The 26574-nt window shown below is 68.3% G+C and carries 27 protein-coding genes; 11 read left to right on the forward strand and 16 right to left on the reverse strand.

Features of this window, described 5'->3' with window-relative positions:
* Positions 1–65: 65 nt before the first annotated feature.
* The gene (locus tag ACZF5Y_RS15325; protein ID WP_497533583.1) at positions 66–704 is read left to right on the forward strand and encodes a TetR/AcrR family transcriptional regulator; all 639 of its coding nucleotides are present in this window, start codon (positions 66–68) and stop codon (positions 702–704) included.
* 7 nt (positions 705–711) lie between these two features.
* Here ACZF5Y_RS15325 and ACZF5Y_RS15330 read toward each other — a convergent pair whose 3' ends face one another.
* Positions 712–1311, reverse strand: coding sequence for a GNAT family N-acetyltransferase (locus tag ACZF5Y_RS15330; RefSeq protein ID WP_497533584.1), 600 nt, complete (start codon positions 1309–1311; stop codon positions 712–714).
* 48 nt (positions 1312–1359) lie between these two features.
* Positions 1360–1797 carry a MarR family winged helix-turn-helix transcriptional regulator gene (locus ACZF5Y_RS15335; protein ID WP_497533585.1) on the reverse strand — a complete coding sequence of 146 codons (438 nt, stop codon included), beginning with the start codon at positions 1795–1797 and terminating at the stop codon, positions 1360–1362.
* A 76-nt stretch (positions 1798–1873) separates the two neighbouring features.
* Between ACZF5Y_RS15335 and ACZF5Y_RS15340 the strand changes: the two genes are divergently transcribed.
* Positions 1874–2242, forward strand: a complete 369-nt coding sequence (locus tag ACZF5Y_RS15340; protein ID WP_497533586.1) for a VOC family protein — start codon at positions 1874–1876, stop codon at positions 2240–2242.
* A gap of 28 nt (positions 2243–2270) precedes the next feature.
* On the opposite strand, the gene ACZF5Y_RS15345 is transcribed toward ACZF5Y_RS15340, so the two are convergent.
* A complete protein-coding gene (locus ACZF5Y_RS15345) occupies positions 2271–2819 on the reverse strand; it encodes an RNA polymerase sigma factor (protein ID WP_497533587.1) in 549 nt (182 codons plus the stop codon).
* Positions 2816–3670: a hypothetical protein gene (locus tag ACZF5Y_RS15350; RefSeq protein WP_497533588.1), complete on the reverse strand. Its 855-nt coding sequence runs from the start codon at positions 3668–3670 to the stop codon at positions 2816–2818. The genes ACZF5Y_RS15345 and ACZF5Y_RS15350 overlap by 4 nt, the downstream gene beginning before the upstream one ends.
* A 226-nt stretch (positions 3671–3896) precedes the next feature.
* Between ACZF5Y_RS15350 and ACZF5Y_RS15355 the strand changes: the two genes are divergently transcribed.
* On the forward strand, positions 3897–4703 hold the full coding sequence (locus ACZF5Y_RS15355; RefSeq protein WP_497533589.1) for a DUF1684 domain-containing protein: 807 nt from the start codon (positions 3897–3899) through the stop codon (positions 4701–4703).
* Positions 4704–4839: 136 nt separating this feature from the next.
* On the opposite strand, the gene ACZF5Y_RS15360 is transcribed toward ACZF5Y_RS15355, so the two are convergent.
* The 8 genes from ACZF5Y_RS15360 to ACZF5Y_RS15395 form a co-directional block, all read right to left on the reverse strand.
* Positions 4840–7029 carry an FAD/NAD(P)-binding protein gene (locus tag ACZF5Y_RS15360; RefSeq protein ID WP_497533590.1) on the reverse strand — a complete coding sequence of 730 codons (2190 nt, stop codon included), beginning with the start codon at positions 7027–7029 and terminating at the stop codon, positions 4840–4842.
* A 44-nt stretch (positions 7030–7073) separates the two neighbouring features.
* On the reverse strand, positions 7074–8096 hold the full coding sequence (locus tag ACZF5Y_RS15365; RefSeq protein ID WP_497533591.1) for a transporter substrate-binding domain-containing protein: 1023 nt from the start codon (positions 8094–8096) through the stop codon (positions 7074–7076).
* 140 nt (positions 8097–8236) lie between these two features.
* A complete protein-coding gene (locus tag ACZF5Y_RS15370; RefSeq protein WP_497533592.1) occupies positions 8237–9253 on the reverse strand; it encodes an ABC transporter substrate-binding protein in 1017 nt (338 codons plus the stop codon).
* 59 nt (positions 9254–9312) lie between these two features.
* On the reverse strand, positions 9313–10200 hold the full coding sequence (locus ACZF5Y_RS15375; protein ID WP_497533593.1) for an amino acid ABC transporter ATP-binding protein: 888 nt from the start codon (positions 10198–10200) through the stop codon (positions 9313–9315).
* Between the two features lie 10 nt (positions 10201–10210).
* Positions 10211–11254: an amino acid ABC transporter permease gene (locus ACZF5Y_RS15380; protein ID WP_497533594.1), complete on the reverse strand. Its 1044-nt coding sequence runs from the start codon at positions 11252–11254 to the stop codon at positions 10211–10213.
* Positions 11251–11874: a GNAT family N-acetyltransferase gene (locus ACZF5Y_RS15385; protein WP_497533595.1), complete on the reverse strand. Its 624-nt coding sequence runs from the start codon at positions 11872–11874 to the stop codon at positions 11251–11253. Before ACZF5Y_RS15385 ends, ACZF5Y_RS15380 begins: the two co-directional genes overlap by 4 nt.
* Complete coding sequence (locus ACZF5Y_RS15390; protein WP_497533596.1) at positions 11871–13277, reverse strand: NtaA/DmoA family FMN-dependent monooxygenase; 1407 nt, start codon at positions 13275–13277, stop codon at positions 11871–11873. Before ACZF5Y_RS15390 ends, ACZF5Y_RS15385 begins: the two co-directional genes overlap by 4 nt.
* Positions 13274–14590, reverse strand: a complete 1317-nt coding sequence (locus tag ACZF5Y_RS15395) for an LLM class flavin-dependent oxidoreductase (RefSeq protein ID WP_497533597.1) — start codon at positions 14588–14590, stop codon at positions 13274–13276. The genes ACZF5Y_RS15390 and ACZF5Y_RS15395 overlap by 4 nt, the downstream gene beginning before the upstream one ends.
* 273 nt (positions 14591–14863) lie before the next feature.
* On the opposite strand from ACZF5Y_RS15395, the gene ACZF5Y_RS15400 reads away from it, so the two are divergent.
* Both ACZF5Y_RS15400 and ACZF5Y_RS15405 read left to right on the forward strand, forming a co-directional pair.
* The gene (locus ACZF5Y_RS15400; protein WP_497533598.1) at positions 14864–15385 is read left to right on the forward strand and encodes an NADPH-dependent FMN reductase; all 522 of its coding nucleotides are present in this window, start codon (positions 14864–14866) and stop codon (positions 15383–15385) included.
* Complete coding sequence (locus ACZF5Y_RS15405; RefSeq protein WP_497533599.1) at positions 15382–15948, forward strand: flavin reductase family protein; 567 nt, start codon at positions 15382–15384, stop codon at positions 15946–15948. The genes ACZF5Y_RS15400 and ACZF5Y_RS15405 overlap by 4 nt, the downstream gene beginning before the upstream one ends.
* Before the next feature lie 156 nt (positions 15949–16104).
* On the opposite strand, the gene ACZF5Y_RS15410 is transcribed toward ACZF5Y_RS15405, so the two are convergent.
* On the reverse strand, positions 16105–17160 hold the full coding sequence (locus tag ACZF5Y_RS15410; protein WP_497533600.1) for an alpha/beta hydrolase: 1056 nt from the start codon (positions 17158–17160) through the stop codon (positions 16105–16107).
* On the reverse strand, positions 17157–17789 hold the full coding sequence (locus tag ACZF5Y_RS15415) for a TetR/AcrR family transcriptional regulator (protein WP_497533601.1): 633 nt from the start codon (positions 17787–17789) through the stop codon (positions 17157–17159). Before ACZF5Y_RS15415 ends, ACZF5Y_RS15410 begins: the two co-directional genes overlap by 4 nt.
* A gap of 172 nt (positions 17790–17961) precedes the next feature.
* Here ACZF5Y_RS15415 and ACZF5Y_RS15420 point away from each other — a divergent pair, with 172 nt between their 5' ends.
* The 5 genes from ACZF5Y_RS15420 to lplAB all read left to right on the forward strand — a co-directional run bounded on the left by ACZF5Y_RS15420 (position 17962) and on the right by lplAB (position 23629).
* On the forward strand, positions 17962–19191 hold the full coding sequence (locus ACZF5Y_RS15420) for an MFS transporter (protein WP_497533602.1): 1230 nt from the start codon (positions 17962–17964) through the stop codon (positions 19189–19191).
* 62 nt (positions 19192–19253) lie between these two features.
* Positions 19254–20897 carry an amidohydrolase gene (locus ACZF5Y_RS15425; RefSeq protein ID WP_497533603.1) on the forward strand — a complete coding sequence of 548 codons (1644 nt, stop codon included), beginning with the start codon at positions 19254–19256 and terminating at the stop codon, positions 20895–20897.
* An 88-nt stretch (positions 20898–20985) separates the two neighbouring features.
* Positions 20986–21474, forward strand: a complete 489-nt coding sequence (locus ACZF5Y_RS15430) for an Lrp/AsnC family transcriptional regulator (RefSeq protein ID WP_497533604.1) — start codon at positions 20986–20988, stop codon at positions 21472–21474.
* Positions 21475–21550: 76 nt separating this feature from the next.
* Positions 21551–22417 carry an alpha/beta fold hydrolase gene (locus tag ACZF5Y_RS15435; protein ID WP_497533605.1) on the forward strand — a complete coding sequence of 289 codons (867 nt, stop codon included), beginning with the start codon at positions 21551–21553 and terminating at the stop codon, positions 22415–22417.
* Between the two features lie 162 nt (positions 22418–22579).
* Complete coding sequence (lplAB, locus tag ACZF5Y_RS15440; RefSeq protein WP_497535348.1) at positions 22580–23629, forward strand: lipoate-protein ligase LplAB; 1050 nt, start codon at positions 22580–22582, stop codon at positions 23627–23629.
* A 47-nt stretch (positions 23630–23676) separates the two neighbouring features.
* On the opposite strand, the gene ACZF5Y_RS15445 is transcribed toward lplAB, so the two are convergent.
* Positions 23677–24771 (reverse strand): zinc-binding dehydrogenase, encoded by a 1095-nt coding sequence (locus ACZF5Y_RS15445; protein WP_497533606.1) that lies wholly within the window; start codon positions 24769–24771, stop codon positions 23677–23679.
* A gap of 50 nt (positions 24772–24821) precedes the next feature.
* Complete coding sequence (locus ACZF5Y_RS15450) at positions 24822–25766, reverse strand: alcohol dehydrogenase catalytic domain-containing protein (protein WP_497533607.1); 945 nt, start codon at positions 25764–25766, stop codon at positions 24822–24824.
* 130 nt (positions 25767–25896) lie between these two features.
* On the opposite strand from ACZF5Y_RS15450, the gene ACZF5Y_RS15455 reads away from it, so the two are divergent.
* Positions 25897–26535 carry a TetR/AcrR family transcriptional regulator gene (locus ACZF5Y_RS15455; protein WP_497533608.1) on the forward strand — a complete coding sequence of 213 codons (639 nt, stop codon included), beginning with the start codon at positions 25897–25899 and terminating at the stop codon, positions 26533–26535.
* The last annotated feature ends 39 nt before the right edge of the window (positions 26536–26574 follow it).

Genomic DNA, 26574 nt, shown 5'->3' on the forward strand with positions numbered 1-26574 from the left:
GCTGCGAGACTGTTGACGAACCGAGCATTTCGGCGCGACTACCGATTCAGGGCGAAAGGAGACCCGTGACGTCCACCACCCGATCCGGCCCCGTACGCAGCGAAGCAGCACGCCGGGCGATCCTGACCGCCGCCGTCGAGTTGCTTGCGGAACGCGGCTACGATCACCTCGCCATCGAGGCCATCGCCTCGCGTGCCGGGGTCGGCAAGCAGACGATCTATCGGTGGTGGAAGTCGAAGAGCGACATCATTGCGGAGGCGCTACTTGAAGGCATGATCTTGCGCGACCGCCTGAACCTGCCAGACACGGGCGACGTGCGCGCCGATCTGCGCACGTGGCTCGAAGCGGTGGGCGATTTGCTGCTCAGTTCGCAGGGCGAGGCTCTGTCGCGCTCACTGATTGCCGCGGCGACCGACAACGCCGATGTGGGCCGCCGACTGCGCGACGCGATCGCCGGGTCGGGCGCGCTCTCGACACGCCTGCACGCCGCAGCCGGCACCGAGGCAGCGCTTGCTCCGGGCGCCCCAGTCGACGAGATCTCAGAGGCGCTCGTCGGCGCACTCGTGCTGCGTGCGCTGAGCCGCTCCCCGCTCGATGCCGCCTCGATCGACGGCCTCATCACGGTCGCACTGGGCCCGTCCGCTGCCAGCACCACGATTCCCCGCTCCCACAGCGATATACCCGGAACCGCAGACGGCCAGTGAACCTCGCTCAGCGAGCGAGGTGGCGTGCGATGCGGTACTCGAGCCCGAGCTTCACCCCTGCCCACTCGGGCTGAGTGATCGAGAAGACGACGGTGTCGCGCACGTAGCCCGCCGGCGGTCGCAGGTGCGCGCGCAGAATTCCGTCTTGTTTCGCACCCAGTCGCGCGATCGCGGCGCGCGACTGATGGTTGTTGTGGTCGGTGCGGAACTCGACCGCCGAGCAGTCCCAGACTTCGAACGCGTGCCGCAGCAGCATCAGCTTGGACTCGGGGTTCGTTCCCGTCGCCTGCGCGCTCAGGGCGTTCCACGTGGAACCGATCTCGACGCGCGGGGTGACCGCGTCGATGTTCATGAACGTCGTCATGCCGATAATCGCGCCCGTGTCATTGCGTCGAGCGGTGAACGGCAGCATCGACCCGGCCTCTTGCAGCGCGAGACGACGACGGATCTCCGTTTCCATCTCATCGGGCGCCGGGATCGATGTGTACCAGACCTTCCACATCTCACCATCAGCGGAGGCGGCTGCGAGCCCCTCCAGGTGACCGAGTTCGAGCGGTTCGAGAGTGACAAGGGTGCCGCGCAGCCTGCCGGGGTGATCGAGAGCCATGCCGGTATTCTCCACCGCGCCACCGACATTGGGCCGCACGCGCGCCGATCAGTCGGCGTCGAGCAGCGCGTCGCGGCAGGCACTTAGGATCGCCAGGGTCCGCTCGACGTCACCGCCCGAGAGCCCACTCGTCATCACTCGCGTCACCTCGCCGACCGCCCGATGCGCGTCGAGGAGCAGTGGCCCCGCCGCTTCCGTCGACATTGCCGCGCGTTCTCGCCGCGGTCCGGATTCCGCGGAACGCAGCACCAGCCCGCGCTGCTCGAGCCCCTGGAGCAGCACGTTCATCGACTGCCGCGAGACGAACGCCCGACGCGCCAGCTCCGAACTCGTGAGCCCGGCCCGCTCGTGCAGCGCAGTCAGGCAGGCGTACTGCGGCACGCTGAGCCCGAGGGGTCGCAATGCCTCAGTCATGCGGAGGTGCAGCACGGCCTGGGCCTCTTTCATCAGCAGGCCCAACTGATCGGCGGGCGCCATTCCATCCATGTCAATAGTTTGACACACCTCACGAGCCAGTGTCAGGATATTGACATAGACCGGACCTCACTCCCAAGGAGACCCCATGACCCAGGTACCCGCGCTCGACTTCATTTCACTCCAGGTGCGCGACCGCGCTGCATCCGCCGACTTCTACGAACGACTCGTCGGCCTCACGCCGCTGCCTGCCCCGAACCCCGTTGTCTCGCTCTTCACGACCGGCGGCCTCACCTTCGCGGTGCGCGACCTCCTGCCCGGCACCGACCTCGACACCGGGCGACCCGGGCTCGGCATCTCGCTGTGGTTCCACGCCGACGACGCCATTGGCCTGCACGATCGGCTGGCGGCCGCCGGCGTCGAGATCGCCGACGCCCCCACCGACGGCAAGTTCAGGATGCAGTTCACCTTCGTCGATCCCGATGGATACCGCATGACCGTGCACTCGGCCGAGTAACCGCGTAGCGGGCAAGTGTGCGGTTCGGTCACGCTGAAGAGCGGACCTCATCAACACCTTCGGCGGCCGCGAGCTCGCTTCGCAGCCTCAGTCGAATACGCGAGTAACGTTTGCGGGCAGCTTCTGGCCGAAGCCCGAGAATCGCACCGGCCTCGGCGATCCCGAACCCCTCCCAGGCCACCATGAGCAGCAGTTCCTGGTCAGCGACGCTCAACCGAGCGAGCGCATCTGCGATCCCCCGATCTTCAGGGATGTGGATCGACTGATCCTGCACGCGCAATTCGACCTTGATCTGATCGGCGAGGTGCAGATCGCGCAGGCGGCCCTTGCGCACCCTGGCAAGCACGTGGCGGGCCGTTCCATAGGTGTATTGACGCAGCGCGGAGAGCTCCAGCGGCAATCGGCGAGGCCGGGCGAGCAGTTCGACGACGGTCATCGACGCGGCGTCTGCGGCATCCTCGAGGTTGCCGAGCCGGCGCGAAAAGTACCCGACGAGCTCGGGGAACATTCCCGCGAGCGCGCGCTTGGCGTCGTCGAGGCGTGCGGCGGAATCAGCCGCCCGGGAAGCGCGGGTCATGCGGTACCGCCTTCGCTGGGCGCAACAACGGTACCTGCGTACAGGTCACCGATGAGGTCTCCGCGCTCTCGGCCATCCCAAAGCTCCGACCACTCCATTGCCTCTGCGTAGGCCTGCGCTGCATCGAAGTCTCCGGCGCCGATCACCCGCATCCATACACGCATCTGATCGGCATACGCGCCGCCGGAGGTCGCCACCTCAGCAGGCCAATCCACAGACGCGGTCAGCGCGTCTCCCGCCCCCAGCATGCGCGCTCGGTCTTGCGCGCCATAGGCGTCGAACCACTCCGTCAGCCACAGCTTTCGGGCATGGTTCTCCAGCATGGTGTCAATCACCACGCTCTCGGCACGCACGCCGCCTCCGCCACCCAGGTCATTTGACGCGAGGTACTCGCTCTGCGAGAAACCGGCCAAGAAGTCATCCATTGCTTCGGCCCAGGTCATGCTCGGCGGCAACGGCAAATCGATGGGAGCTACGGACCGCATGTACGATTCGAGGTCGGGCGAGGCCATATCGACCCATTCGGCGCCAGGCGCGCCCTCCGTTCCCGGGTCAAACACTTCGGCATGCTCGTTCGACTGCGCCGCGACGGGCGCTGAGCCGTCCGCTTCCACGTTGAACACGCCGGTCTGCGCGCGGAACAGGTGCGTCGCAATCGCCGTCGCCGGCACCGCGAGACCGCAGCCGGCAAGTGCGACCCCTGCTCCCAGAGCCAACCAGCGGCGACGCCGCCCACGCGCGCGCGATGCAGCTCGGTTCATGAGAGCTTGCACAAGCCCCCGATCGATCTCTGGGGTCGGGCGCGCTTGCGCAGAGAGCCGCGCGTCGATCCCCGCTTCCGTCATGTGCATAGCGTCCTCCCGCTTCGTTCGTCACCTCTACCTGTTCATCGGCGCGAGAAACGTGACACACTGCCGAAAAACTTATTGAGGCCACTCTCTCAAATTCGCGGCGCTCGCCAGCACCCCGCAATCTGCAGTCACACTCGACCGAATGTCGGTGGCATGTGGTGGGCTGGTGATTCGACACTGGATGCACCACCCGACGCAACCGCACGCCCCGACCCGAGGGAGCCGCATGACCGCCGACACCACCCCCTTCAGCGACGCTCACGCGGCGTGGCACGCGCAGGTCGAGGCCGGGCGCACCGCTCCGTTCGGCCCGCTGAGCGTCACAGCGCTGCACTGGCTCTCCGCGACACCAACCGCGCTCCCCGGGTTGCCCGGCGCCTGGAGCGCAGATGCCAATGGCCTCACCACGGTCGAATTCTCCGAAGACGATGGCGTCACCCGAGACGGTGCCGCGCTCACCGGCACCGCGAAGATCGGGCCGCTCACCGGCATTGAATCGACGACGCTGGGATGGGGCGAGGTGCAGATCGAGATCGCGGCTCGCAGCGGAGCGATCGTGGTGCGGCCGCGCGATCCGGCATCTCCGGATCGCCTCGAGTACGCCGGCACCGCTACGTTTCCGGTAGATGAGCGCTGGGCCGTCACCGCACGCTTCGCGCCCGCCGAACCGCGCATCGTCGAAGTCGATAGCGCTGCGGGCGAGGGGCGCACACAGCTCTACGAATCAGCGGGATCCGCAGCATTCGAGGTCAACGGAAAACCCGTTGCGCTCACCCTGTTCGGTTCGCCCGAGGCCGGCAACTTGCGCGCGCTCTTCGCCGATGAAACCGGGCACGATCTCACCTACCCGGCCGTGCGATTCGTCGGTGCGCAGCTCGTCGACGCCGACACAGTACGCATCGACTTCAATCGGGCGACCAATCCGCCGTGCGCATACTCGGATGCCGCGACCTGCCCGTTCCCTCCTGCCGAGAATCGCCTGCCCGTGCGCATCGAAGCCGGGGAGTTGCGTCCAGGGGTGTCGCTGAACTGAGGTGGGGTGCGCGGCGCCGTGTGTTCCGTCGGACCGGAAAAATTGCATTGCGCGGTCGAGCCTTCGAGGTGTCTCCTGCGCCAGTGAATGTCTCCGGTCCGACGGAAGACTCGTTGGCGCGAGGCCACCGACCGGGTTACACCGCGGCCGCGTCGAACGCTTCGGCTTCGGCGTCGGTTTCCGCACTCGCGTCAGCAGCACCAGCGACACCAGGACCCGCACCAGCAGCACCCGCATCGGTATTCGCATCACCACCGCCCGCCCACTCCACCGAATCGACGATCGCCCGAGCCACCCGATCATGGATGCGGAACGGCAGCGAGTTGAGGTTCGGTCGCGTAAAGGCTCCCCCACTGGGCCCGGCAACGAACGGCCCGAGCGCGAACTCCGTCGTGCTGCCCGGAATGCGCCCGCCGGGGTCGACGCCGATCTGCCCCGTCGACGAGGTGCCCTCGGCATCGGTCACCGAGAGCTCGGCGACGCGACCCGATGTGACGAGCTGCCGCAGCAGCGCATTGTCGCTCAGCGATGCACGCGCTTCGGGCAGCCACGCATCGATCAAGGTGCCCGAGGTCACCGAGGCAGAAGCGGAAGCAGAAGCGGTGGCGGCAGCAGAAGCGGAACCGCTGCCCGCTGTCTCGCCCAGCACGACCGTGCCGGTCGCGGTGAAGACCCCGCGCTCCTCGTCCGCGACCAGCTCGACGTCACCGCCGAGAAAGCGCACCACACCCGCCTCGGCGAGCGCGACGAGTTCTTCAAGGCGGTGCCCGGGCGGGCCGCTCGCGAGGTAGCTGAAGTACGTATGCCAGCGGCGCGGCAACAGGTTGGTGCGGCTCCGCGCATTCCAGCGCTCGGGGGCGACTTCGGCAAGCGAGATGTACGCGAAGAGACAGGTCATGAAGAGCGCCTGCGTCGCGCTGTGATCTTGGCTCGTGCGGTGCCGCAGATCGGTGGCGATGTGATCGAGCACGCGCTGCTGCACCGCTGCGGCGCCAGCATCGACATCTGCCAAAAGACCAGCACCAGCACCAGCGGCACCCCCGTCCTCAGGCGAGAACGCGAGCGGTCGGTCGAACGCCTCGAGATCGAAGCGGTGGTCTGCGTCGGGCACGTGCTCGGCGATGAGGGCGGTGAGCTGCGGCGAATCCCACCCGCGCTCCTGCGCGAGCGCCGCTCGAAGCGCGGGTCCGAACGCATCCCACGACCCGACGACGAGCTCCGGGTGCCCGGTGAAGAGTTCGCGGTAGTAGCCGGTGACGAGTTCGGCGGCGATCAGGGGCCAGGCGTCGCGCTCGAAGTCGAGCGATTCGGTGCGCTCGGCGAGCTGCGCATGGAACTCTGCGCCGAGGTACTCGAGCGCAACCGGATCGCCGACCATGCGGCTCGTGATCTTCGAGCGGTAGGGCACGCCGCGTCGCGAGGCGAAGTGCAGCACGGGTTCGCGCCCGCTGGGCGTGTAGGCGAGTGTGCCGTCGGCTCGCGTCGAGAATTCGCCGCCTCGCCCACCCGTGAGCATCACGGCGAGGTCAATGGCGGCGAGACCGAGGCCACGCACGATCACCTCAGTGCCGGGCTCAATAAAGTCCAGGTCGAGTTCAGCGGTGAACGCCGGCGCGACGTAATCGAGGTCGTGACGTGCGGCGAATGCTTCGAGACGCAGCGCGTCGGCCGAGGGGTCGGTGCCGTTGTGACCGAGCGTGTAGACGACGAGGTCGGCGTCGATCGTCTGCCCAGAGGCAAGTTGCACGCGGTGCGCGGCAGGGCGGTGCGCGGCAGGGCGATGCCTGGCGGAGTCAAGCGCGGCAGGGCGATCCTGCGCAGCACCAGCATCAGCATCAACGCCAGCACCGGCATCAGCACCAGCACCAGCGCCAACCGATACCGCCGTGTCCTGATGCCAGGTCACGGAGAACGCGGGGTCGGCTCGTCTCAGGGTCTCGTCGTACGCCCAGCTCAGGTAAGCGTTGTTGAGGCGTCGCGTCGGGAAATCGCGGTCGCCGATCTCGGCGATCTCGCGTTCGAGGGCCGCGTCGATCCATGCGGGCCGAGCGATCTCGCCCGCGCGCACCCCCCGCACCCATTCGGCAAGCGATGGGCCCGGAGCGATGGGGCCGTCGATGGTGCATGAGGCGTCGGTGAAGAACGCGACGTCTTCGAGCATCGAATTCAGCTTGAGCAGCGGCGACTGCTCGCGGCGCCAGATGCGCCCGCCACCGGGCCGGTGCGGGTCGATGAGGTGCACCGACACCGGAGTGCCCGGGGTGTCACGGGCGTGGTTCGCGATCACGCGTTCGAGCAGCATGATCGCTCCGGGGCCGGCCCCCACCCATGCGATGGTGACCGGCGCCGCGGGTGCGTGAGAGAACTGCCTCACGGCTTCGGAAGCCCCGGCGGGTTGATGAGCGATTCAGCGACCGCCTCTTCTTCTTGGCCCCAGCGCTCGAGCACGGCGTCGTAGGTGCCGTCGGCGAGCAGTGAGGCGAAGACGAGCTGTACCGGCTCGATGAGCCCGCTGCCCTTCGCGGTGACCGCTCCGACCTGCCCGTCGACGGGGTAGGCGCTGTTGAACTTGCCGACGATGCGGGTGTCGCCGAGTGTGGCCTGCTGAAAGGCGGCGAGTGCGTACGGAGTGATGTTCGCATCGGCTCGGCCCGACGAAAGCGCGAGGGTCGCGGCGGCGGCGTCATCGTAGTAGACGGGCTCGCCGGGATCGATGCCGGCCTGCTCGTTCTGGTCGAACCAGTCGAGCAGGTACGCCTCCTGGTTCGTGCCGCTGCCCACGATCACCTTGAGACCCGACACGTCGGCCGGCGCATCGATCGACGTGATGTCGGAGTCGTCGGCGACCGTGAACGCCATGACGGCGTCGCGGTAGGTGGCGAAGTCGAAGAGCTCCTTGCGCTCTTCCGTCACGCCGATATTGGTGAGGGCGAGGTCGTACTTGCCCGACTCGACGCCCAGCGGCCAGTCGGCCCAGGCGACGTTCTCGGGCGTGTATTCGAGCCCCAGCCCCTCGGCGAGGAGCGAGGCGAAGTCGGCGTCGCTGCCGAGAATGGTCTGCGCGTCGTCTTCGGCGAAGAATGTGGTCGGCGGGGTGCCCGCGCCGTTGATCGCGACGGTGAGCTTGCCGGGCTGCACGGGCTCGAACCCGCTCGCCTTGAGTGCGGCGACGGCCTCGGGCACCGCATCGATGTGCGGGCGGGTGTCGAGGTTGCCGGTGGTGAGGTCGAAGGGCGCCTCCGTCTGCGCCGCACTCTCCCCGGTCTGCTTCGCGGCGGCCTCGTCTTTGGTGACCACCGCCGAGCAGGCGGTGAGTGCGAGGGTCGCGGCGGCAAGCAGGCCGACGAGGGTCGCTCCACGGCGAATGATGTGGGCGGTGCGTGTGGTGGTCACGGAGATCTCCAGGTGGGTGATGACGCGATACAGGATCGCGACGGGGTGTTTCAGCGTGAGTGCGCGGGGCGCGTGCGGGCCGACAGGCCGACGGGCCGGGGGTCGGGGTGCGCCTTTCGGCGCACCCCGACCCCACACCGCTACGGGCGGGGCAGGCCCGGCGGGTTGATGCGCGACTCGTCGACGGCTTCGTCCTCAAGGTTCCAGCGCGCCAGCGCCTTCTCGTAGGTGCCGTCTTCGATGATCGAGTTGAGCACGATCTGCACGGGCTCGATGAGGCCGTTGCCCTTGGCGGTGGTCACGCCGATCTCGGCGTTCTCGGGGAACCCGCCGTTGAGCGTGCCGACGACCTTCGACTCACCACTGACCGCGGCGGCGAATGCGGCCGTCGGGTTCGGGCCGAAGATGGCGTCGACGCGACCCGACGCGAGCGCGAGCTGGGCTGCGGCGTTGTCGTCGTAGTAGACGGGCTCGCCGGGCTCGAGGCCGGCAGCCTCGTTCTCGGCGAACCAATCGAGCAGAATCTTCTCCTGGTTCGTGCCGCTGCCGACGACGACCTTCAGGCCGGAGACGTCTTTCGCCTCGGTGATCGAGTCGATGTCGCTGTCTGCGTTCACGGCGAACGCGAGCACATCCTGTCGGTGCGTGGCGAAGTCGAAGATGTCTTTGCGCTCTTCGGTCACGGTCACATTCGAGACAACGGCGTCGTACTTGCCCGACTCGACACCCAGGGGCCAGTCGGCCCAGGCGACGTTCTCGGGGGCGTACTCGAGGCCGAGACCGTCGGCGACGAGGTTCGCAATATCGGGCTCGATGCCGAGCAGAGTCGTGTTGTCGTCCTCGGCGAGGAAGCCCAGCGGCGCCTCGTACGCCGAGTGGGCGACGGTGAACTTGCCGTCCTGAATGGGCGTGAAGCCACTCTTCTTCAGTGCCTCCACGGCCTCGGGCACGGGGTCGATGTGCAGGCGCTCGTCGGCGTTCGCACTCGTGAGATCGAACGGCGACTCGCCGCCCTTCGTGGTCTCGCTGCCGGAATCGGCCTTCGCGGCGTCTTCATCGCTGACGACGGCGCTGCAGGCGGTGAGTCCGGCGAGGGCGAGGGCGGAAAGCGCAATGAGCGCGGAGCCGGTGCGGAGCCGGCGAGTGATGGTGGGCATGCGTGATGTCCTTTGGTCATGAAAGGGAATATGGGGTGTTGCGGGGTGGTACAGGAGGGTCAGATGACCCAGTCGAGGAACTCCTGGGTGCGAGCCTGTTCAGGGGCTCGCAGTACTTGCTCGGGAGTGCCCTCTTCGATCACGCGGCCGCCGTCGAGAAAGACGACGTGGTCTGACACTTCTGACGCGAAGCCGATTTCGTGCGTGACGATGATCAGGGTGGTGCCGCCGTGCGCGAGGTCGCGGATCACCCGCAGCACCTCGCCCACGAGTTCGGGGTCGAGCGCGCTCGTCGGCTCGTCGAAAAGCAGCACGTCGGGCTGCAGGGCGAGCGCGCGGGCGATCGCGACGCGCTGCTGCTGGCCGCCCGAGAGCTGGCGGGGGTAGTGATCGGCCCGGTCGGCGAGGCCGACCCGCTCGAGCAGCACCTTCGCCTGGGCGATGGCCTCGGCGCGCTTGGCGCGCTTCAGACCGATCGGCGCCTCGATGATGTTCTCGATCGCCGTGAGGTGCGGAAACAGGTTGAAGTTCTGGAACACCATGCCGACGCGGGTGCGGCGCTCGAGCACCTGCTTTTCGTGCAGCTCGTGCAGCTTGCCGCCGCGCTGCTCGTAGCCGATGTATTCGCCGTCGATGGTGATCGACCCGGCATCGATGGTCTCAAGGTGGTTGATCGCGCGCAGCAGGGTCGACTTGCCCGAACCCGACGGGCCGAGCAGCGAGACGACCTGGCCGGGCTCGACGCGCAGGGTGATGTCGTGGAGCACCTCATGGGCGCCGTACGACTTGTGCACGCCGGTGATCTCGACGAGCCCCTTGCCCGACCGAACGGCGGGGGTCGCGGCCGCCTCTGGATTCGCGGCGCCGCCGGGTTCGACGGCAGGTGCCGCGGCGTCCGAGGCGGAAGCCTCGGCGGCCGCCGTGGCTGATGCAGTGGTGATGGTCATGACGGCCTCCTTACTGGGCGCTCGCGGAGGTGGCCGCGCCGGAGTGGTTGGACAGGGCGGTACCGGGGGCTGCGGCGACGGGCGCCGACGGTGCGATGGCGGTGCCGCGCCCGGTGAACTGCGAGATACGGCGACGCAGTTTTTGAATCGGCGTCGGGGGCAGCTCTCGGGCGGTGCCGCGCGCGAAGCGTCGCTCGATGTAGAACTGGGCGATGCTGAGCACGGTCGTGAAGATCGTGTACCAGACGGCCGCGACGAGCAGCAGGGGCACGACCTGCTGGTTGCGGTTGTAGATCACCTGCACCGTGTAGAAGAGCTCGGGCAGCGCGACAATGAAGACGACCGAGGTGCCCTTCAGCAGACCGATGACCTCGTTGAAGGCGTTCGGCAGAATCGCTCGCGCCGCCTGCGGCAGCACGATGCGGAAGAAGCGGCGACCCCGAGGAATGCCGAGGGCGCGGGCGGCTTCGAGCTGACCCTGGTCGACCGAGAGCAGCCCACCGCGAATGATTTCGGCGGAGTAGGCAGCCTGGTGCAGCGACAGTCCGAGGATGGCGGCGACGGAACCCGAGAGCAGGCGCACCGTGTCGAACTCGACCACGAAGAAGTCGTACGTGAACGGCCAGCCGATCCCGAGCGTGGGGAAGAGGTACCCGAGGTTGTACCAGATCACCAGCTGCACGACGAGGGGCACGGAGCGGAAGAACCAGATGAAGCCCCAGGCGAATGAGTTCAGGATCGCCGAGCCCGACAGCCGCGCCACGGCGAGCAGTCCGCCGAGAATGAACCCGATGACCGCAGAAACCGCGGTGAGCCAGAGGGTCAGCCAGAGGCCGCGCAGCACCGCATCGTTGAAGAAGTACTCGGCGAAGATGTGCCAGCGCCACTGCGGGTTCGAGAAGAACGTCCAGACGAGTTGGGCGAGCAGGAAGATGCCGATGGCGCTGAACGCCCAGCGCCACCAGTGTCGCAGCGGCACGACGTCGAGCTTCTGCTTCGGCTTCGCGGTGCGGTTCACCACCTCGGCCTGGGGTGCGTCGAGTGTTGCGGTCACGATCGTGCCTCCTTCGCGGTATGGGCGGGGGATGTTGCGGATTCCGCACCTTCGCGGGCGGCGATGGGCGGGAGTGCTTTTTCGAAGGCGTGCACACCGATCTCCTCGGCGCTGAGCGCCGGGTCGAAGAGCGGGGTGTAGCCCGTGCGGAGGTACAGTGTCACGGCTTCCGGCTGACGCGGCCCGGTGGTCAGGTACACCCGCTCGTAGCCGAGGCGAGCCGCCTGTTGCTCGAGCGCGGTGAGCACTCGACGCGCGAGCCCGCGACCGCGCAGGTCGGCACGCGTCCAGATGCGCTTGAACTCGGCCGTGCGCTCGTCGTACCGCATGAAGGCGCCGCCCGAGACGGGCGCACCGCCCTGCAGCAGCACCAGAAAGGTGCCGTTCGGTGCTGTGAAGTCGGCGACCGGGTAGCGGTTGATCTCGACCGAAGCGGGTTCGCCGAAGACCTCGACCCCGTAGCGCGCGTCGTATTCGCGCTCGAGGTCGTCGAGCAGCGGCCGGGCGAGCGCGTCGTCCGGGTGCACGATGCGGATTTCGAACGCATCCTGATCCGACACCGTGAGTTCGGAGGCCCCGGCGACCGGGCCGGTCTCGGGCAGTGCGATGGTCGCGCTCATGCGGCGGCCTCGGCGGCGAGTACGGAGCCCGGTACGGTCGACGCATCGGCGGGCCCGGGAGGGGTCGGCAGACCGAGCGTGCGGCGCAGTGTCACGGGCTCGCCGGTCTGCGCATCGGTCTCATACTCCTCGCGGAACACGCCGCGCTCCTGCAGCAGCGGCACCACCTGGTCGACGAATCCGTCGAGCCCGCCCGGGGTCAAGTGCGGCACGAGCACGAATCCGTCAGAGGCCCGGCCCTGCACGTAGCGGTCGATCTCGGCGGAGATGGTCTCGGCCGAGCCGACGAACGTGTGCGAGGCCGTCTCGGCGGCGACCAGCTGGCGCACGGTGAGCCCGTCGCGCTGGGCGCGATCCCGCAGCTCGGCCGCTCGGGCCGCCCGGTCGATCTTTGTCGCGGCCTGCCCTTGGCGCTGCTCGGTCTCCTGCGGTTCGACGGTCGGCAACGACCCGTCGGGGTCGAGGCCCGGCAGTTCCTGCCCCCAGATCGCCTCGATCCAGGCGACGGCGGTCTGCGGGGTGGTCTGCGCGAAGCCGATCTCGCGCGATGCCTCGCGCGCTTCGGCGTCGGTGTCGCCGAGCGCGAACGTGGCGGCGGGCAGGATCAGCAGCGAGTCTTCCGTGCGACCCACCGCGGGCAGGCGTCCCTTCACATCGCGGTAGAACGCTTGGCCCTCGGCGAAGCCCGTGTGCCGCGAGAAGATGACCTCGGCGTTCGCCGAAGCGAAGTCGCGGCCGGCGGGCGAGTCACCCGCCTGCACGATGACCGGGTACCCCTGCGGGCTGCGCGGCACGGTGCTGGTGGCGGTGACATCGAACTGGGGGCCGGTGTGGGTGACGCGCTGCACGAGTGCCGGATCGACGAAGCGTCCCAGCTGCTGGTCGGCGATCACGGCGCCCGGCTGCCACGAATCCCACAGGTGCTTCGCCAGCGTGACGAACTCTTCCGCACGGGTGTAGCGCTCGTCGTAGGGCAGGAATCCACCGCGTCGGAAGTTGCCGCCATGGAACGCGTCGGGCGACGTCACGACGTTCCAGCCCACGCGACCGCCCGACAGATGGTCGATGGTCGCGAGCTGGCGCGCGAGTTCGTAGGGCTCGTTGAACGTCGCCGAGAGTGTACCGACGACCCCGATGTGCTCGGTCACCGAAGCGATGGCGGCGAGGATCGCCAGCGTGGCCGGGCGGCCCGCGACGTCGAGATCGTGGATCTGCCCGCCGTGCTCGCGCAGGCGCAGGCCCTCGGCGAAGAAGACGTAGTCGAAGAACCCTCGCTCGGCCGTGCGGGCAAAGTGCTCGAACGAGGCGAAGTCGATCTGGCTGCCCGACTCGGGGTCGCTCCAGACCGTCGTGCTGTTGACGCCCGGAAAGTGCGCGACGAGTCGCACCTGACGCTTGCTCATGCTGCGGCCTCCTCGGCGTGCTCGGACGCAGTGCGGGCCGCGGTATGACGGTTGACGGCGCTGCCGAGGCCGAAGCGGTCGCGCAGCGAACCGGCTGCGGCGACCCCCGCGAGACCGCGCTCGCGCAGCAGCGGCAGCAGATCGGCGGCGATGAGGTCGAGATCGAGCGGAAGGGCGGCCGGGCGCAGACGCACCCCGTCGATGCCGGCCGCATGCCACTCGGCGATGCGGTCGGCGATCTGCGCGGCGCTGCCGGCTTCGATGCGCGCATCGCTCGCGAAAGCCGCACCGGCCGCGTCGTCGACTCGCGCGATGCGATCGACGGCGAGCTCCTCGGTCGCGTCGAGCGCGACCACGAGATCGGCGATGATGCGCAGCGGTGCGAGGCCTGCCGCAGCACGGTCTGCCTCGGCCTCGGCGGCGCGCACCTCGGCGACGATCTCGGCCGTGCGCTTGCCGCGCGACGCACCGGCGTTCGGGGCGTCGTTCTCGGGAGTGATGAAGACGACGTCGGCGACGCGCGCGGCGAGATCGTAGATCGGTGCGGCGTGTGCGAGCAGCGTCGCGACGATCTGGCCCTGCGGCGAACGGGGCACGATCGACGGCCCGACGACGGAGAAGCGCTCGCTCTCGAAGTTGATGTGGTGCACGCGATCGCGATCCAAGAAGCGACCCGTCTCGAGGTCGCGAATGATCGCGTCGTCTTCCCAGCTGTCCCAGAGTCGGCGTGCGACCTCTGCCGCATCGTGCGCGTCGTCGAGCAGCTCGGTCAGGCCCGCGTCGGCCTCGCCCGCGAGCACGCGCTCGACATCGATCTGTGGTGCGGCGCGGCGCCCGAACGCGTCGGCCGATGCTGCTTCGGCCGAGAACCGGAGCTGCCAGCCCGCACGGCCGGCGGAGACGTGATCGAGCGTCTGCAGCGCGGTCGCGACGTGGAACGGTTCAGTGTGCGTGGTCGTGACCGTCGGGATCAGGCCGATACTGCGCGTACGCGGCGCGATCCAGCTCGCGGTGAGCAGTGCGTCCAGGCGCCCCTCGACGATGGTCGGGTCAACCCCCGCCTCATCCGTTGCATCGGCCGCGCCGCCGAACACCGGAGCGCTCTGCAGACGCAGCGCATCGTCGAACGTGACGTAATCGGCACCCGCGGCTTCGGCGGTCTCGACGAGCTGCTGCCAGTAGTCAGCGGTGAAGAGCGCACCGGGGCGTGCACTCGGCTCGCGCCAGGCCGCAGGGTGCCACCCGGCGCCATCGAGGGCGATGCCGACCGTCGGAACGGCGGCACCCGCTGCGGTTATCGTTATGGAAGACATGCGTGGAGCTTATGCGAACCGATCACAATCGTGGAAGAAAGATGACGAACCATGACCGTTACGCCCGATTGCAGTCGAATCTTCACCGCAGCGAATGGCAGTCATACACTGGAGCACAGTTCCCCGGGATGAGATCCCGAGGCGACTCCGCGACATCACACCGTGGATCATGACCCAACCGCCCGCATGCAGCCGATGGAGCCATGCGACGCCGAGCGCGCTCATGAGCACGACCGCGGCGCCGCACCCAGCTGCTTTCCCGAAGGGAGCGTCTTGTCCACCATCTCCGTCATCGTCGGCAACCCGAAGCCGCAATCGCGCACGCGACAGATCGCCGAAGACCTCGCGCAGCGCGTCGCTGCGACCACCGGCGCCGAGGTACTGCCGACCGTCGACCTCATCGACCACGCCGCCGAGCTCTTCGCCTGGCCCGCGCCCTCGGTCGACTCGCTGAACGAGCAACTGCGATCCTCCACCTACGCGATCATCGCCACCCCGACCTACAAGGCCAGCTATACCGGCCTGCTGAAGGCCTTCCTTGACCGCTACCCGGCGCGCGGCCTCGACGGCGTCACCGCGATTCCCGTCTTCACCACCGCGTCAGACGAGCACGCCCTCGCCGTCGAATTCACGCTGCGCCCCCTGCTCGTCGAGCTCGGGGCGAGCGTGCCCACCCGAGGCCTCGCCTTCGCCACCCCGCGCTTCGACCGCCGCGAGGAGATTCTCGACGAGTGGATCGCATCCGAAGGGCGCCTGCTGCTGCCCGCACTCGACCGAACGGAGGTCTCCGCTTGAGCACCGACACCACCACCATCGAGCTCCCCGACACCGCCACCGCGGTCGAGCCGGCCATCGAGGCCGCAGCCCCCGTTGCCGCGTTCGACCAGCGCGAATACCGCGACGCCATGGGCGGCTTCGCCTCGGGCATCACCATCATCACCACGCACGGACCCGACGGCCCCGTCGGCTTCACGTGCCAGTCGTTCTACAGCGTGTCGATCGACCCGCCGCTGATCTCGTTCTCGGTCGCCCGCACGTCGAAGAGCCTCGCCGCCGTGCGCGAGCACGGGCAGGTCGTCGTCAACTTCTTGAGCGCCGAGCAGCAGCACCTCAGCGGGCAGTTCGCCCGATCCGGCACCGACAAGTGGGCCGGCGTCGACTGGTACCCCTCCGAGAGCAACGGTGCACCCACCCTCGCGGGCGGCACCGGCTGGGTCGCCGGCGAGATCGAGCGCGAGATCGAGGCGGGCGACCACCTCATCTTCTTGGTCGCCGTCTCGGGCATCTCGACCGACCCCGAGCGCGCACCGCTGCTGTTCTACCGCGGCAAGTACCACAAGCTCGAATACCAGATCTGAATCGCTCGGGCGCGGGCCACACCGCTTGCCCTCGCGCACCGATTCGACGAACTGATATCAGTTGCGGCGAGAAACTGTCTGCGTTTCGTCGAATCGGTGCGCGAGGACGAATCGGTGTGCAAGGACGAATCGGTGCGCGAGCCGGATCGCCGAGCGTCAGCGCGCGGCGACGATCTCGCGCAACCCCGTGACGAAGCGTTCGATGGTCTCGCGTGCGTCGGCGTCAGCCTCGGGCGACTCCTGGGGTCGGCTGAGGTAGCCGTGATCGGTGCCGGGCTGGAGCGACTCGGCGACGCGCACCCCGGCCTCGCGCAACTGCCCCGCGAACTGCTCGGCCGATGCGCGCAGGTCGTCGAGGTCGGCGTTCACGATGACGGTGGCGGGCAGCGCGGCGAGGCGCGGGGCAGGCAGCTCGCCCACCACGTTCGCATTCGCAGAGCCGTCTGTCGGCTCCCCGGCTGCGCCGCCGAGGTAGAAGTCGTACATCTGTGCGATGCGCTCGGGGCCGAACTGGCGTCGCTCGACCAGGCCGGCGGTCAACGCGGCGATGGAGGCGTCGGGCTGCTGTACCCGGTGCAGCGTCGGGTACTCGAGCAGCGCGGCGTCGGCCCGGCGCACCACGCCGAGCGGGTCGGCGGCCGCACGATCCGCCTGCTGCAGCGCCGTCTGCACCGCGAGCTGACCGCCGGCGCTCGCTCCGCCGATCGCGAGCGGGCCGTCATGCTGCGCCGACGCCCACGCGAGCACGGCCGCGACATCGTTCGCGGGTGCGGGCGCCTTCACCGTCTGCGAGGCCAGCACGTAGTCGACGGCGTACACGCGCACCCCGGCTTCGGCGAAGCGGCGCGACACCCAATCGGACTCGGGGCCGTCGAGCGTGCCGTGCACGAATGAGCCGCCGTGCGCCCAGACGAGAGTGGCCCAGGCTCGACCCTCGGGTTCGTAGGCGCGCACAGGAACGCGCGGCGAGCCCAACCGGTTCGGGGATTCGAGAATCACGCCGAGTGCGGGGCCGGGAACACTCAGGTCGGTCACGTGCACGGTGCGGGCCTCCGGGGTGTCGAGGGTGCCGGCCTCCGCCCGAATGGCGGGCCCCGGCGCGACCACGGTGACGGGCACCGCTGCGGCGAGCGCGACCAACGCCATCCCCGCCAGCAGCGGAGACACGAGCCGGCCGCGCGGTGCGGAGCGGCGACCGGAGGGGCGCGTCACTCGGACAGTGTAAGCGAGCTCCCCTGGGAAGCGGCACGCGCCGTGATGCCTGAGAGTAACAATTCGAGACCGAGGTCGAACAATCGGCGATTTCGTGCGGCACCGGTGGGGTGATCCACCATCAATGCGCCCAGCACGTCGCCGGCGCTCGCCGGGTCGAGAATCGTGTCGGGCGAGAGCGTATCGAGGGCCGCACCGAAGGTGAAGGCGTCGATGACCTCGATCGTAGAGAGAATTTCGTCCGACGGCAGACCCGCCTCGGTGAGGGCGTCGGCAAGCGCGTTGTAGAAACGCATCACATCGGGCTCGTCGATCACCGACGTCACCATGTACTGGAGCACCCGGGGATGGTCGGCGTACATGCGCCAGGTGCGTTCGACCTCGAGGCGGATGCGCTGCTCCCACGTCGCCCCGTCGGGCACCTCGAGCAGGTACCGCGGCACGAGCACCTCGCGCATCGCGCGGATCACTCCGTCGCGCCCGTTGACGTGGTGGTAGAGCGACGAGACGCTGACGCCGAGCTTCTTCGCGAGCGGCACGACCTGCAGCTCTTTGCCCGACTCCGCCAGCTCGATAGCGGCGCGACCGATGATCTCGCGGCTGAGGCGCGCGGTTTTCGGTCGGGCCACGGGGTGTCTCCTGAGTTCGCGGTTCGGGGGTTTCGGGTGTTTCAGGTGATGATTCGGGGGCAGGATCGCCGCCGTCTTGACAGATCCTCCCACAGCGAGGAGCATGGTCGCAGCATAACCGAAACTGATTCGGTTAATGAGCTCGGCGACGCAGCCGAAGAATCGAGTTCCCTTGTCATCACCGACGATGCCGCCCCGACTGGCCGACACCGATCCGCGCCACCCGCTGACGCTGCGAGGCGGGAGTGCCACCTTCCTTATCGCACTCGCGAGCCTGATGATGGCGAATCTCGCACCGTTCATCATCACGGCACTCATGACGCTCGGCTTCGACGCGGTCGCCGCTGGCAACATCCTCACCTGGGCGCTGCTCGCCTCGGCGGTCGTCGGGCTCGGTACGGGGCGAATCGCCTCCGGGCGCCTGCGCCGCCCACTCGCCGCGGGCGGGCTGATCGTCGCCGTGCTCGCGTTCGGGCTCGCCACATTCGTCGCGACGCCCGCCGTCGCCATTGCCGGTCTCATCGTCGGCGGCGCGGGCGTCGGGGCGGCGATTTCGACGTCGGGCGCCGCCATCGCGGCACTCCGCAACCCCAACCGCGTCTCAGCGACGAGCGGGCTCGTCAATCGCGCCCTCATCACCGTGATCCTCGCCATCATTCCGCTGATCGGGATCACCCAGGGCAGCGTGTTCGGCACCCTCGCGGGTATCTCGCTCGTCGGGCTCGCACTGACCTCCTGGCTACCGAACGCACCCGAACACGCCGCACCGGTCGATGTCACCTCGTCGCTGCAGATCGCCGAGCCGCGCCGCATCACCCTCGCGGGCATCGCGATCCTCATCCTCTTCCCGCTCTGGGGCACCAGCGAGGACGCGATCTGGACGATGGCACCCGTGATGGGCGACGCCCTCGGCATCGGCGAGCAATCGCTCGGCTTCACCCTCAGCCTCGCAGCCGGCGGCGGCATCGTCGGCATGGTCATCGCCGCGATCATCGGCGATCGCTTCGGCCGGGCCTGGCCGCTCGCGATCGCCCTCGTGATCGGCGGTGCCCTTAAGGTCTGGACCGGCCTCACTCCCGACCCCACGATCTACGCCGTGCTCATCATCGCCGTCAGCTCGATCTACGCGTTCGCGTTCGCGCTCTTCATCGCCACCGCGGCAGGCCTCGACGCGCGCGGGCGGTGGTCGGGGCCGCTGCTCGGCGCCTACCTCGTCGGCTCCAGCTTCGCGCCGCTCATCGGTGGTCTGTTCATCGCCTGGTTCGGCATCGGCGGATTCACGCTCATCACCGGTATCGTCAGCTTCGCGGTGATCGTTCCCGTTGTGCTCGTCGCGCGCGTCTCGACGGGTGCCGAACGAGCGCTGGCGCGATCCGCCGCCCGCGAGGCAGCGAACGTCTGAACCGCGCGCAGCACCGCACCACCCCGCATCACCACGCAGCACCCCGATCGAAAGCGAGCCTCATGTCGGCCCCCACCACCGTTTACGCCAACGCCGTCGTCTTCACCGGCCCCGCCGACGCCGACACCGAGGAGGCCTTCGCCGTACAGGGCGACCGGGTGCTCGCGGTCGGCAGCCTCGCCGAGGTGCGCGAGGCCGCCGGTGCAGGTGCGGCTGAGATCGACCTCGCCGGATCCTTCGTCACCCCGGGCATCACCGAGGGGCACGCCCACATGCTCATGCTCGGCGAGGCGCTCGGCAAGGTGCAGCTGCGCGATGCCGACTCGGTCGCCGAGGTGCAGCGCCGCCTCGCCGCCGCACGCGCCGCTCAGCCCGACGCCTTGATCATCACCGGCGTCAGCTGGCTCTTCGACATCTTCGCCGACGGCGAGCGCCCCACCGCGGCCGCCCTCGATGCGGTGATCGCCGACGTGCCCGTCGTGCTCGACGCGAACGACCTGCACTCGGTCTGGGTCAACACGGCCGCTCTCGCCGCCATGGGCATCACGCGCGACACTCCCGACCCCATCGGCGGCGAGATCGTGCGCGACGCATCGGGCGAGGCCACCGGATTCTTGCTCGAGACCGCCGCCGTCAAGTACGCCTGGGGGTACCTGGAGTCGGTCTCGACCGACGTCGACCGCGACCGCTTCCTCGCGAACGCGTTTGCTGCGTATCTCGAGACCGGCGTCACCGGCGCGACCGAGATGTCGTTCGGGCACGCAGACCTGGCCACTTATCGCCGCATCCTCGACCGCGACGGGCGGCTCCCCTTCCCGGTGAACGCGCACTGGCTGCTCACCGCGTCGGGCGACCTCGAGACCGACCTCGCCGAGATCGCAGAGGTCGCGCGCATTCGCGATGAGATCGCCGCCACCTACGGCGACACCTGGCTGCGCATCGCGGGCGTCAAGTTCATCCTCGACGGCGTCATCGACGCCTGCACCGCCGCCATGCGCGCCCCCTACGCCAACGGCGAGCTGCCCGGGCCGATCTGGGAGCGCGAGTTCGCGCTGCCCGTGGCCGTGGCCGCCGACGCCGCCGGGCTGCAGTTCGCGCTGCACGCCATCGGCGACGAGGCGAGCACCATCGCGCTCGACATGATCGCGGAAACTGTGCGCGTCAATGGTGAGCACCCGAACCGCCGCCCTCGCGTCGAACACCTCGAATACGTCGCCGACGACACGATCGCGCGCATGGCCGAGCTCGGCGTCACCGCGTCGATGCAGCCGGTGCACTGCGACCCCGCGGTGCTCGACAACTGGCAGGCCGTGCTCGGCGACGAGCGCGCCGTCACCGGGTTCCCCTGGCACAAGTTCCGCGAGGCCGGCGTGCACCTCGCCCTCGGCACCGACGCCCCGACCGCACCGCACGAGGCCGCCGACAACCTGTTCATCGCGCTCACCGCGAAATCGGTGCTCGAACGCGAGCGCGCGCCCTATCAGCCGGAGCGCGTGTTTACGCCCCCGCAGGCCCTCGAAGCCTTCACCGTGGGCACCGCCTACGCGACCGGCCGCGACCACGAGCTCGGCCGCATCGCCGCCGGCTACCGCGCAAACTTCGTCGTGTGGGCCGTGAACCCGCTCGTCGAAGCGCCCGAGCTGCTGCTCGGCGCGGCCGCAGTGCTGACCGTGGTCGACGGGCAGGCGGCCGTCGCAGAAGGGTAATGCCGTCGATGGCTTCGGGGCATCGCTTCGGCACCCCGGAGCCATCGAGTCATAGGATTGTCGGGACGCCCGAACCCCAGGAGGGTCCATGACGGAACACGAGCCCGCAACCGCGCACCTCGATCTCGACGAGTTGGATCGCAAGCTCATCGCCGCGCTGCAGATCGACGGCCGCGCACCGTTCAGCACCCTCGCCGATCAGCTCGGGGTCTCGGCATCGTCGGTGCGGTACCGCGTGCAGCGGCTGCAAGACAGCGGCATGTTTCAGATCGTCGGCATCGCAAACCCCCTCAACATCGGGTTCGATCGGCTCGCACTCGTCGGCATTACGTGCGATCCGGGCACGGCACCCGACGTGTGCGAAGCGCTCGCCGAACTCACCGAGACGAGCTACGTCGTACTCACGAGCGGCGGCTTCGACGTCATGGTCGAGGTGGTGTGCCGCGACATCGAGCATTACACCGATCTCATGTTCCAGACCGTGCAGCGCATTCCCGGTGTCGTGCGCACCGAGTCGTTCTTCGTGTTGAAGGCCCACAAACTCGCCTACGGCTGGGGTGTCGGCGACGCCGGGTGATCCGGCGCCCTTGCACATCTCAGCGCACCCAGCGACCTCCCTGGCGCACTCGACCCCGAGCCGACAGAATGGGGCAATGAGCACCGAGGGCGAGCGCACCGAATTCGACTACGTCGACGCGCACGGAGTCGAGATTCACTGCTACGAGTGGGTCGCCGCAGACCCGATCGGCGTGGTGCAGATCGCGCACGGCATCGGCGATTACGCGCTGCGCTACGAACCGTTCGCGCGGCACCTCGTCGGCGCAGGCTTCACCGTCGTCGCCGACGACCACCGCGGGCACGGTGAGACCGGGCGACGCCAGCACGACGGCGACGTCTCACGACTCGGCAAACTGGGGCCGGGCGGGCTCGTCGCGACCGAAGCCGCCCTGCGCCAATTCACGGAAGTCGCCCGCGAGCGCCACCCAGATCTGCCCCTCGTGCTGTTCGCTCACTCGTGGGGTTCGCTCATGGCGCAGCGCATCTTGAACGAGCACCCGCGCACCTGGGATGCGGTGGTGCTGTCGGGCACGGCATTCCGCACCTTCCGCCACATGGAGAGCGGCAACCTCAACGCGCTGTGGGCGGCCGAGGCCGAGAGCGGGTTCGAGTGGTTGAGCCGCGACGCGAGTGTCGGGCGGGCATTCGCCGACGACCCGCTGTGCTTCGACGCCGACATCTTGAAGCTGTTCGGCGTGGCCGACGGCCTGCGACTCTTCGGCAAGCCCGGCTCGGGGCTCGCACCCGACGTGCCGTTGCTGCTCGTCGCCGGTGCCGACGACCCGCTGAGCCGCGGCGATGGCATCCGGCTGCTCGCCGACGCCTATCGCGCGAAGGGGGTGCGCGACGTCACCGTCAAGCTCTACCCCGAAGCGCGGCACGAGATCTTGAACGAGACCAACCGCGACGAGGTCTTCGCCGATGTCACGACCTGGATTCAGGAGCGCGTCGCCAGCGATTGAGCTGCGGTCGCGGGTCGGCGCTACCACTTTGCGATCGGGGTAACTTTGGGTGGGTGAAGCGGGCGCGTTCGCCGTTTGCGCTGGTCCGAAGTTACCCCGATCCGGGATGGGATGAGCAGCTAGGCGGACGCGCCCCCGCAGGCGTACCCTAAAGCTATGAGCATGCACGGCGAGTACAAGGTCCCTGGCGGCAAGCTGGTGGTCGTCGACTTCGACGTCATCGACGACCGCATCCGCGACTTCCGCCTCTCGGGCGACTTCTTCTTGGAGCCCGACGACGCGCTCGGCTGCATCAACGAGGCCATCGAGGGACTGCACCCGAACGGCACCATCGAGGAGTTCTCGACCGCGATCTCGGCGAAGCTGCCCAGCGAGGTGCACCTGCTCGGATTCACCCCCGATTCGGTCGGAGTGGCGATCCGCCGCGCCGTCACCGGGGCCGCGCACTGGCGCGACTACGACTGGCAGATCATCCACGAACCGCCCATCACTCCCGTGCTCAACGCCGCACTCGACGAGGTGCTCACCGCGGCCGTCGGCGAAGGGTTGCGCGGGCCGACGCTGCGCATCTGGGAGTGGAACGAGCCCGCCGTGTTCATCGGCAGCTTCCAGTCGGTGAAGAACGAGGTCGATGAGGAGCAGGCCGCTGCGCGGCACGCCCGCATCGTGCGCCGCATCTCGGGCGGCGGGGCGATGTACATGGAGCCGGAGGCGTGCATCACCTACGCGCTCTACGTGCCCGGCGAGCTCGTCCGCGGCATGAGCTTCGCCGACTCCTACGCCTACCTCGACGAGTGGGTGCTCGAGGCGCTCAAGTCGCTCGGCATCGACGCTGTCTACAAGCCGCTCAACGACATCACGAGCCCGCACGGCAAGATCGGCGGAGCCGCACAGAAGCGCCTCGGGTCGGGTGCCGTGCTGCACCACGTCACGATGGCCTACGACATGGATCCCGAGGCTATGACCCAGGTGCTGCGCATCGGGCGCGAGAAGCTCTCGGATAAAGGCACCGCCAGCGCGCAGAAGCGTGTCGACCCTCTGCGCAGCCAGACCGGCCTCGCGCGCGAGGAGATCATCGAGAAGATGATCGAGGTGTTCAAGCGCCGCCATGGCGGCACCGAGGGCGAAGTGACCGAGGGTGAATGGGACGCCGCCGAGCGTCTCGTCGAGCAGAAGTTCACGACCGAGGCCTGGATTCGGCGGGTGCCGTAGAGCGGGTCTCGTCGGAGGCACCCGCGAGTCCCGCTCTCAGTCCGCCGTCAGAACGACGTGATCACAACACGGTTGATCTTCGGATCCTTCAGGGCTGCGTAGCCCTCGTTGATCTCATCGATCGAGATCTCTTTCGAGACGAGAGCGTCGAGCTCGTAGCGCCCCTGCAGGTAGAGTTCCGCGATCATCGGAATGTCGCGCTTGGGGTTCGTCGACCCCATGTACACCCCCTGAATGCGGCTCTGGCGCATCAGCATGTCGATATTGGCGACCGTGACCGACATGGTCGGATCGAGCACCCCGATGAGATACAGGCCGCCGCCTTTGCCCACCATCTGCAGCGCCTGAGCGGTCGTCTCACCGGCACCGACGAAGTCGAAGACGTGATCGGCACCGTTGCCATCCGTCGCCTCGAGCACCGCGGCAACGGGATCCACGTTGCGTGAGTTGATACCGACCGTGGCGCCGAGTCCCTTCGCAGTTTCGAGCTTGTCATCGGCGATGTCGATCACAATGATGCGGGAGGCCCCGGCAACGACCGCGCCGCTGACCGCGTTCAAGCCGACTCCCCCGACGCCCACGATGGCGACGGTGTCGCCGGCCTGCACGTTCGCAGTGTTCATGACGGCTCCAGCGCCCGTCGCCACGCCGCAGCCCAGGAGCGCGGCTTGCGGGAACGGGATGGCGTCGGGCACTTTCGCCAGCTGGTTCTCATGGATCAATGCGAACTCGGCGAACCCGCCGAGCGCCATACCCTGGCTCAGTGCCTGACCCTCGGCGTCGGTCAACCGCGCTTCGCTGCGCTCGCCTCGAACGGTCGATTCGGGGCGCCGGCACAGGTGCACGCGGCCGGTGAGACACCGGTCGCACGCACCGCAGAACTGCACGAGGCACCCCACGACATGATCGCCCACGGCGAACTCGGTCACATCGGGGCCGATCGCCTCGACCACGCCCGCGACCTCATGACCGAGCACGGCCGGCACGTCATAGCCCAGGTTCGTGCTCGCGGCGAGTTCGTCGCTGTGGCAGAGACCCGACGCCCGGACGTGCACGCGGACTTCTCGGCCCTCTGGGCTGGCCAATGCGACTTCTTCGGTGTGGAACCCTCCGCCGAACTGTCGCACGACTGCTGCTTTCATGATGTTGCTCCTTCGGTAAATGGTGTGTGCATGAGAACTTCGAATACCGCCTACTCCGGCAGGATCGCGACCAATCGCCCGTTCACTTCGCCGCGCTGCAGTCGACCGAGCCCATCGGGAATCTCGTCGAAGGTGATCGATTCGGCTTTCACGCTGAGCTTGCCTGCGGCGATGAGATCGATGACCGCCTGGAGATGCGCCGGCTCACCAGCGACTGTCGCCCCACGCAGTTCGATGGCGCGCGACACGAGATCGATGGAGTTGATGGTCCATTCCGAGCGGCCCAGGCCGACGAGCACGACGCGACCACGCGTTTTCACGGCGCGGATCGCCCCCGCGGTCGTCGTTCCGAAGCCTGCAAAATCGATGACCACGTCGAGATCCATGCCCTCTAGCGCTGAGACGTCGGCGAACACCTCGGCGACCCCGTGCCCCTGCGCAGTCTCCCACAGAGCTTCTCGGGGCTCGACGCCGTACACGGTGGCGCCCTGCACGACGGCGATCTGAGCGCCGGTCATGCCCAAACCCCCGAGGCCCACGATGCCGACGCGATCCCCGGCCTGCACTTCGCCGAAGACCACGACACCCGTGTACGACGTCAATCCAGCGTCGGTCGCGGCGGCCGCCTGCGCCCAATCCATACCTGCCGGCAGGCGCACCAGCTTCGACGCGTTCACGATCGTGTATTCCGCGTAAGCGCCATCTCGTGACACGCCAGGCGCATCGTCAGGGGCAATCGCGCTTGCGACGGCGTCTCCGATCGCCCACCCGGACACGCCCTCACCGAGCTCTGCGATGACGCCGGAGGCCTCGTGGCCCAGAATCACGGGAAACGGGATGGCGACCGGAATGACGCCTTCGCTGTAGCCCACGTCGCTGTGGCAAAGACCCGAAGCGCGCACCTGCATGAGCACCTGCCCGGGGCCGGGAACCGGCCGATCGATATTTGCCTCACGCAACGGTGCGTGCACCTCATCTAGGAACCAAGCTTTCACGGTGTGTACCTCGTTTCGGATGCCCGCACGCTGCACGCGACCCGTCACAACGCAACGGGCGACAGAATAGGTGCGGGTCGCATGCCTCATGTTACGCCCAAATAGACACTGTCTACAGGAAGGGAAAGCCATGATTCCTGGCAGGGAACCGTCGCCTCAGGCGAACCGCCGTGCCGAGCTCCGCTCTGCGAACGACGACCAGACGACTCAGACCCGATCTCGCCTCATCGCCGCATTCCGCGCGGCAGCCGAAGAACGCACACCCAGACTCAGTGCGACCTGGCTGTGCGAGCGCGCCGGGGTCGGCCGGAGCACCTATTACACGCATTTCGCGACGGTCGATGAACTCGCCGCAGAAGCGATCACCGATGCCCTCTCCGAAATCTCCGAGACCGATGTCGCTCGCCGAACCGGGGCCCACTCCCGACGAGACCTCATCACCCGCGACGGGTTGCAACGCCTCATCGCCGAGCTCGAACGGTCTCGCCCACTGCTCGACTACGCCATCACCGTCGGGTCTCGCGCGCAGGTCTTCGAGCATCTCGTCGCCCGGTTCACCACGCTCACCCGTCGCACCGTCGAGGCCGAGCTGCAGGGCGCCGACGACTCGACGGTCTCACTCACGACTTCGTTCATCAGCGCCGGGACCGTTTACGCCCTGCTGCAGTGGTTGGGCGATACCGATCCGGCACCCGCGGAAACCGTGGTGCGCACCCTGACCACCCTGCTGCCGCTCGAGCTCACCACGGACTCTGATCCTGACGCCTGACTCGCGCGAACGGCTGCGAGCGGAGGCTTCGGCGGCCCA

It is taken from the genome of Leucobacter sp. WKLB1, assembly GCF_059696215.1.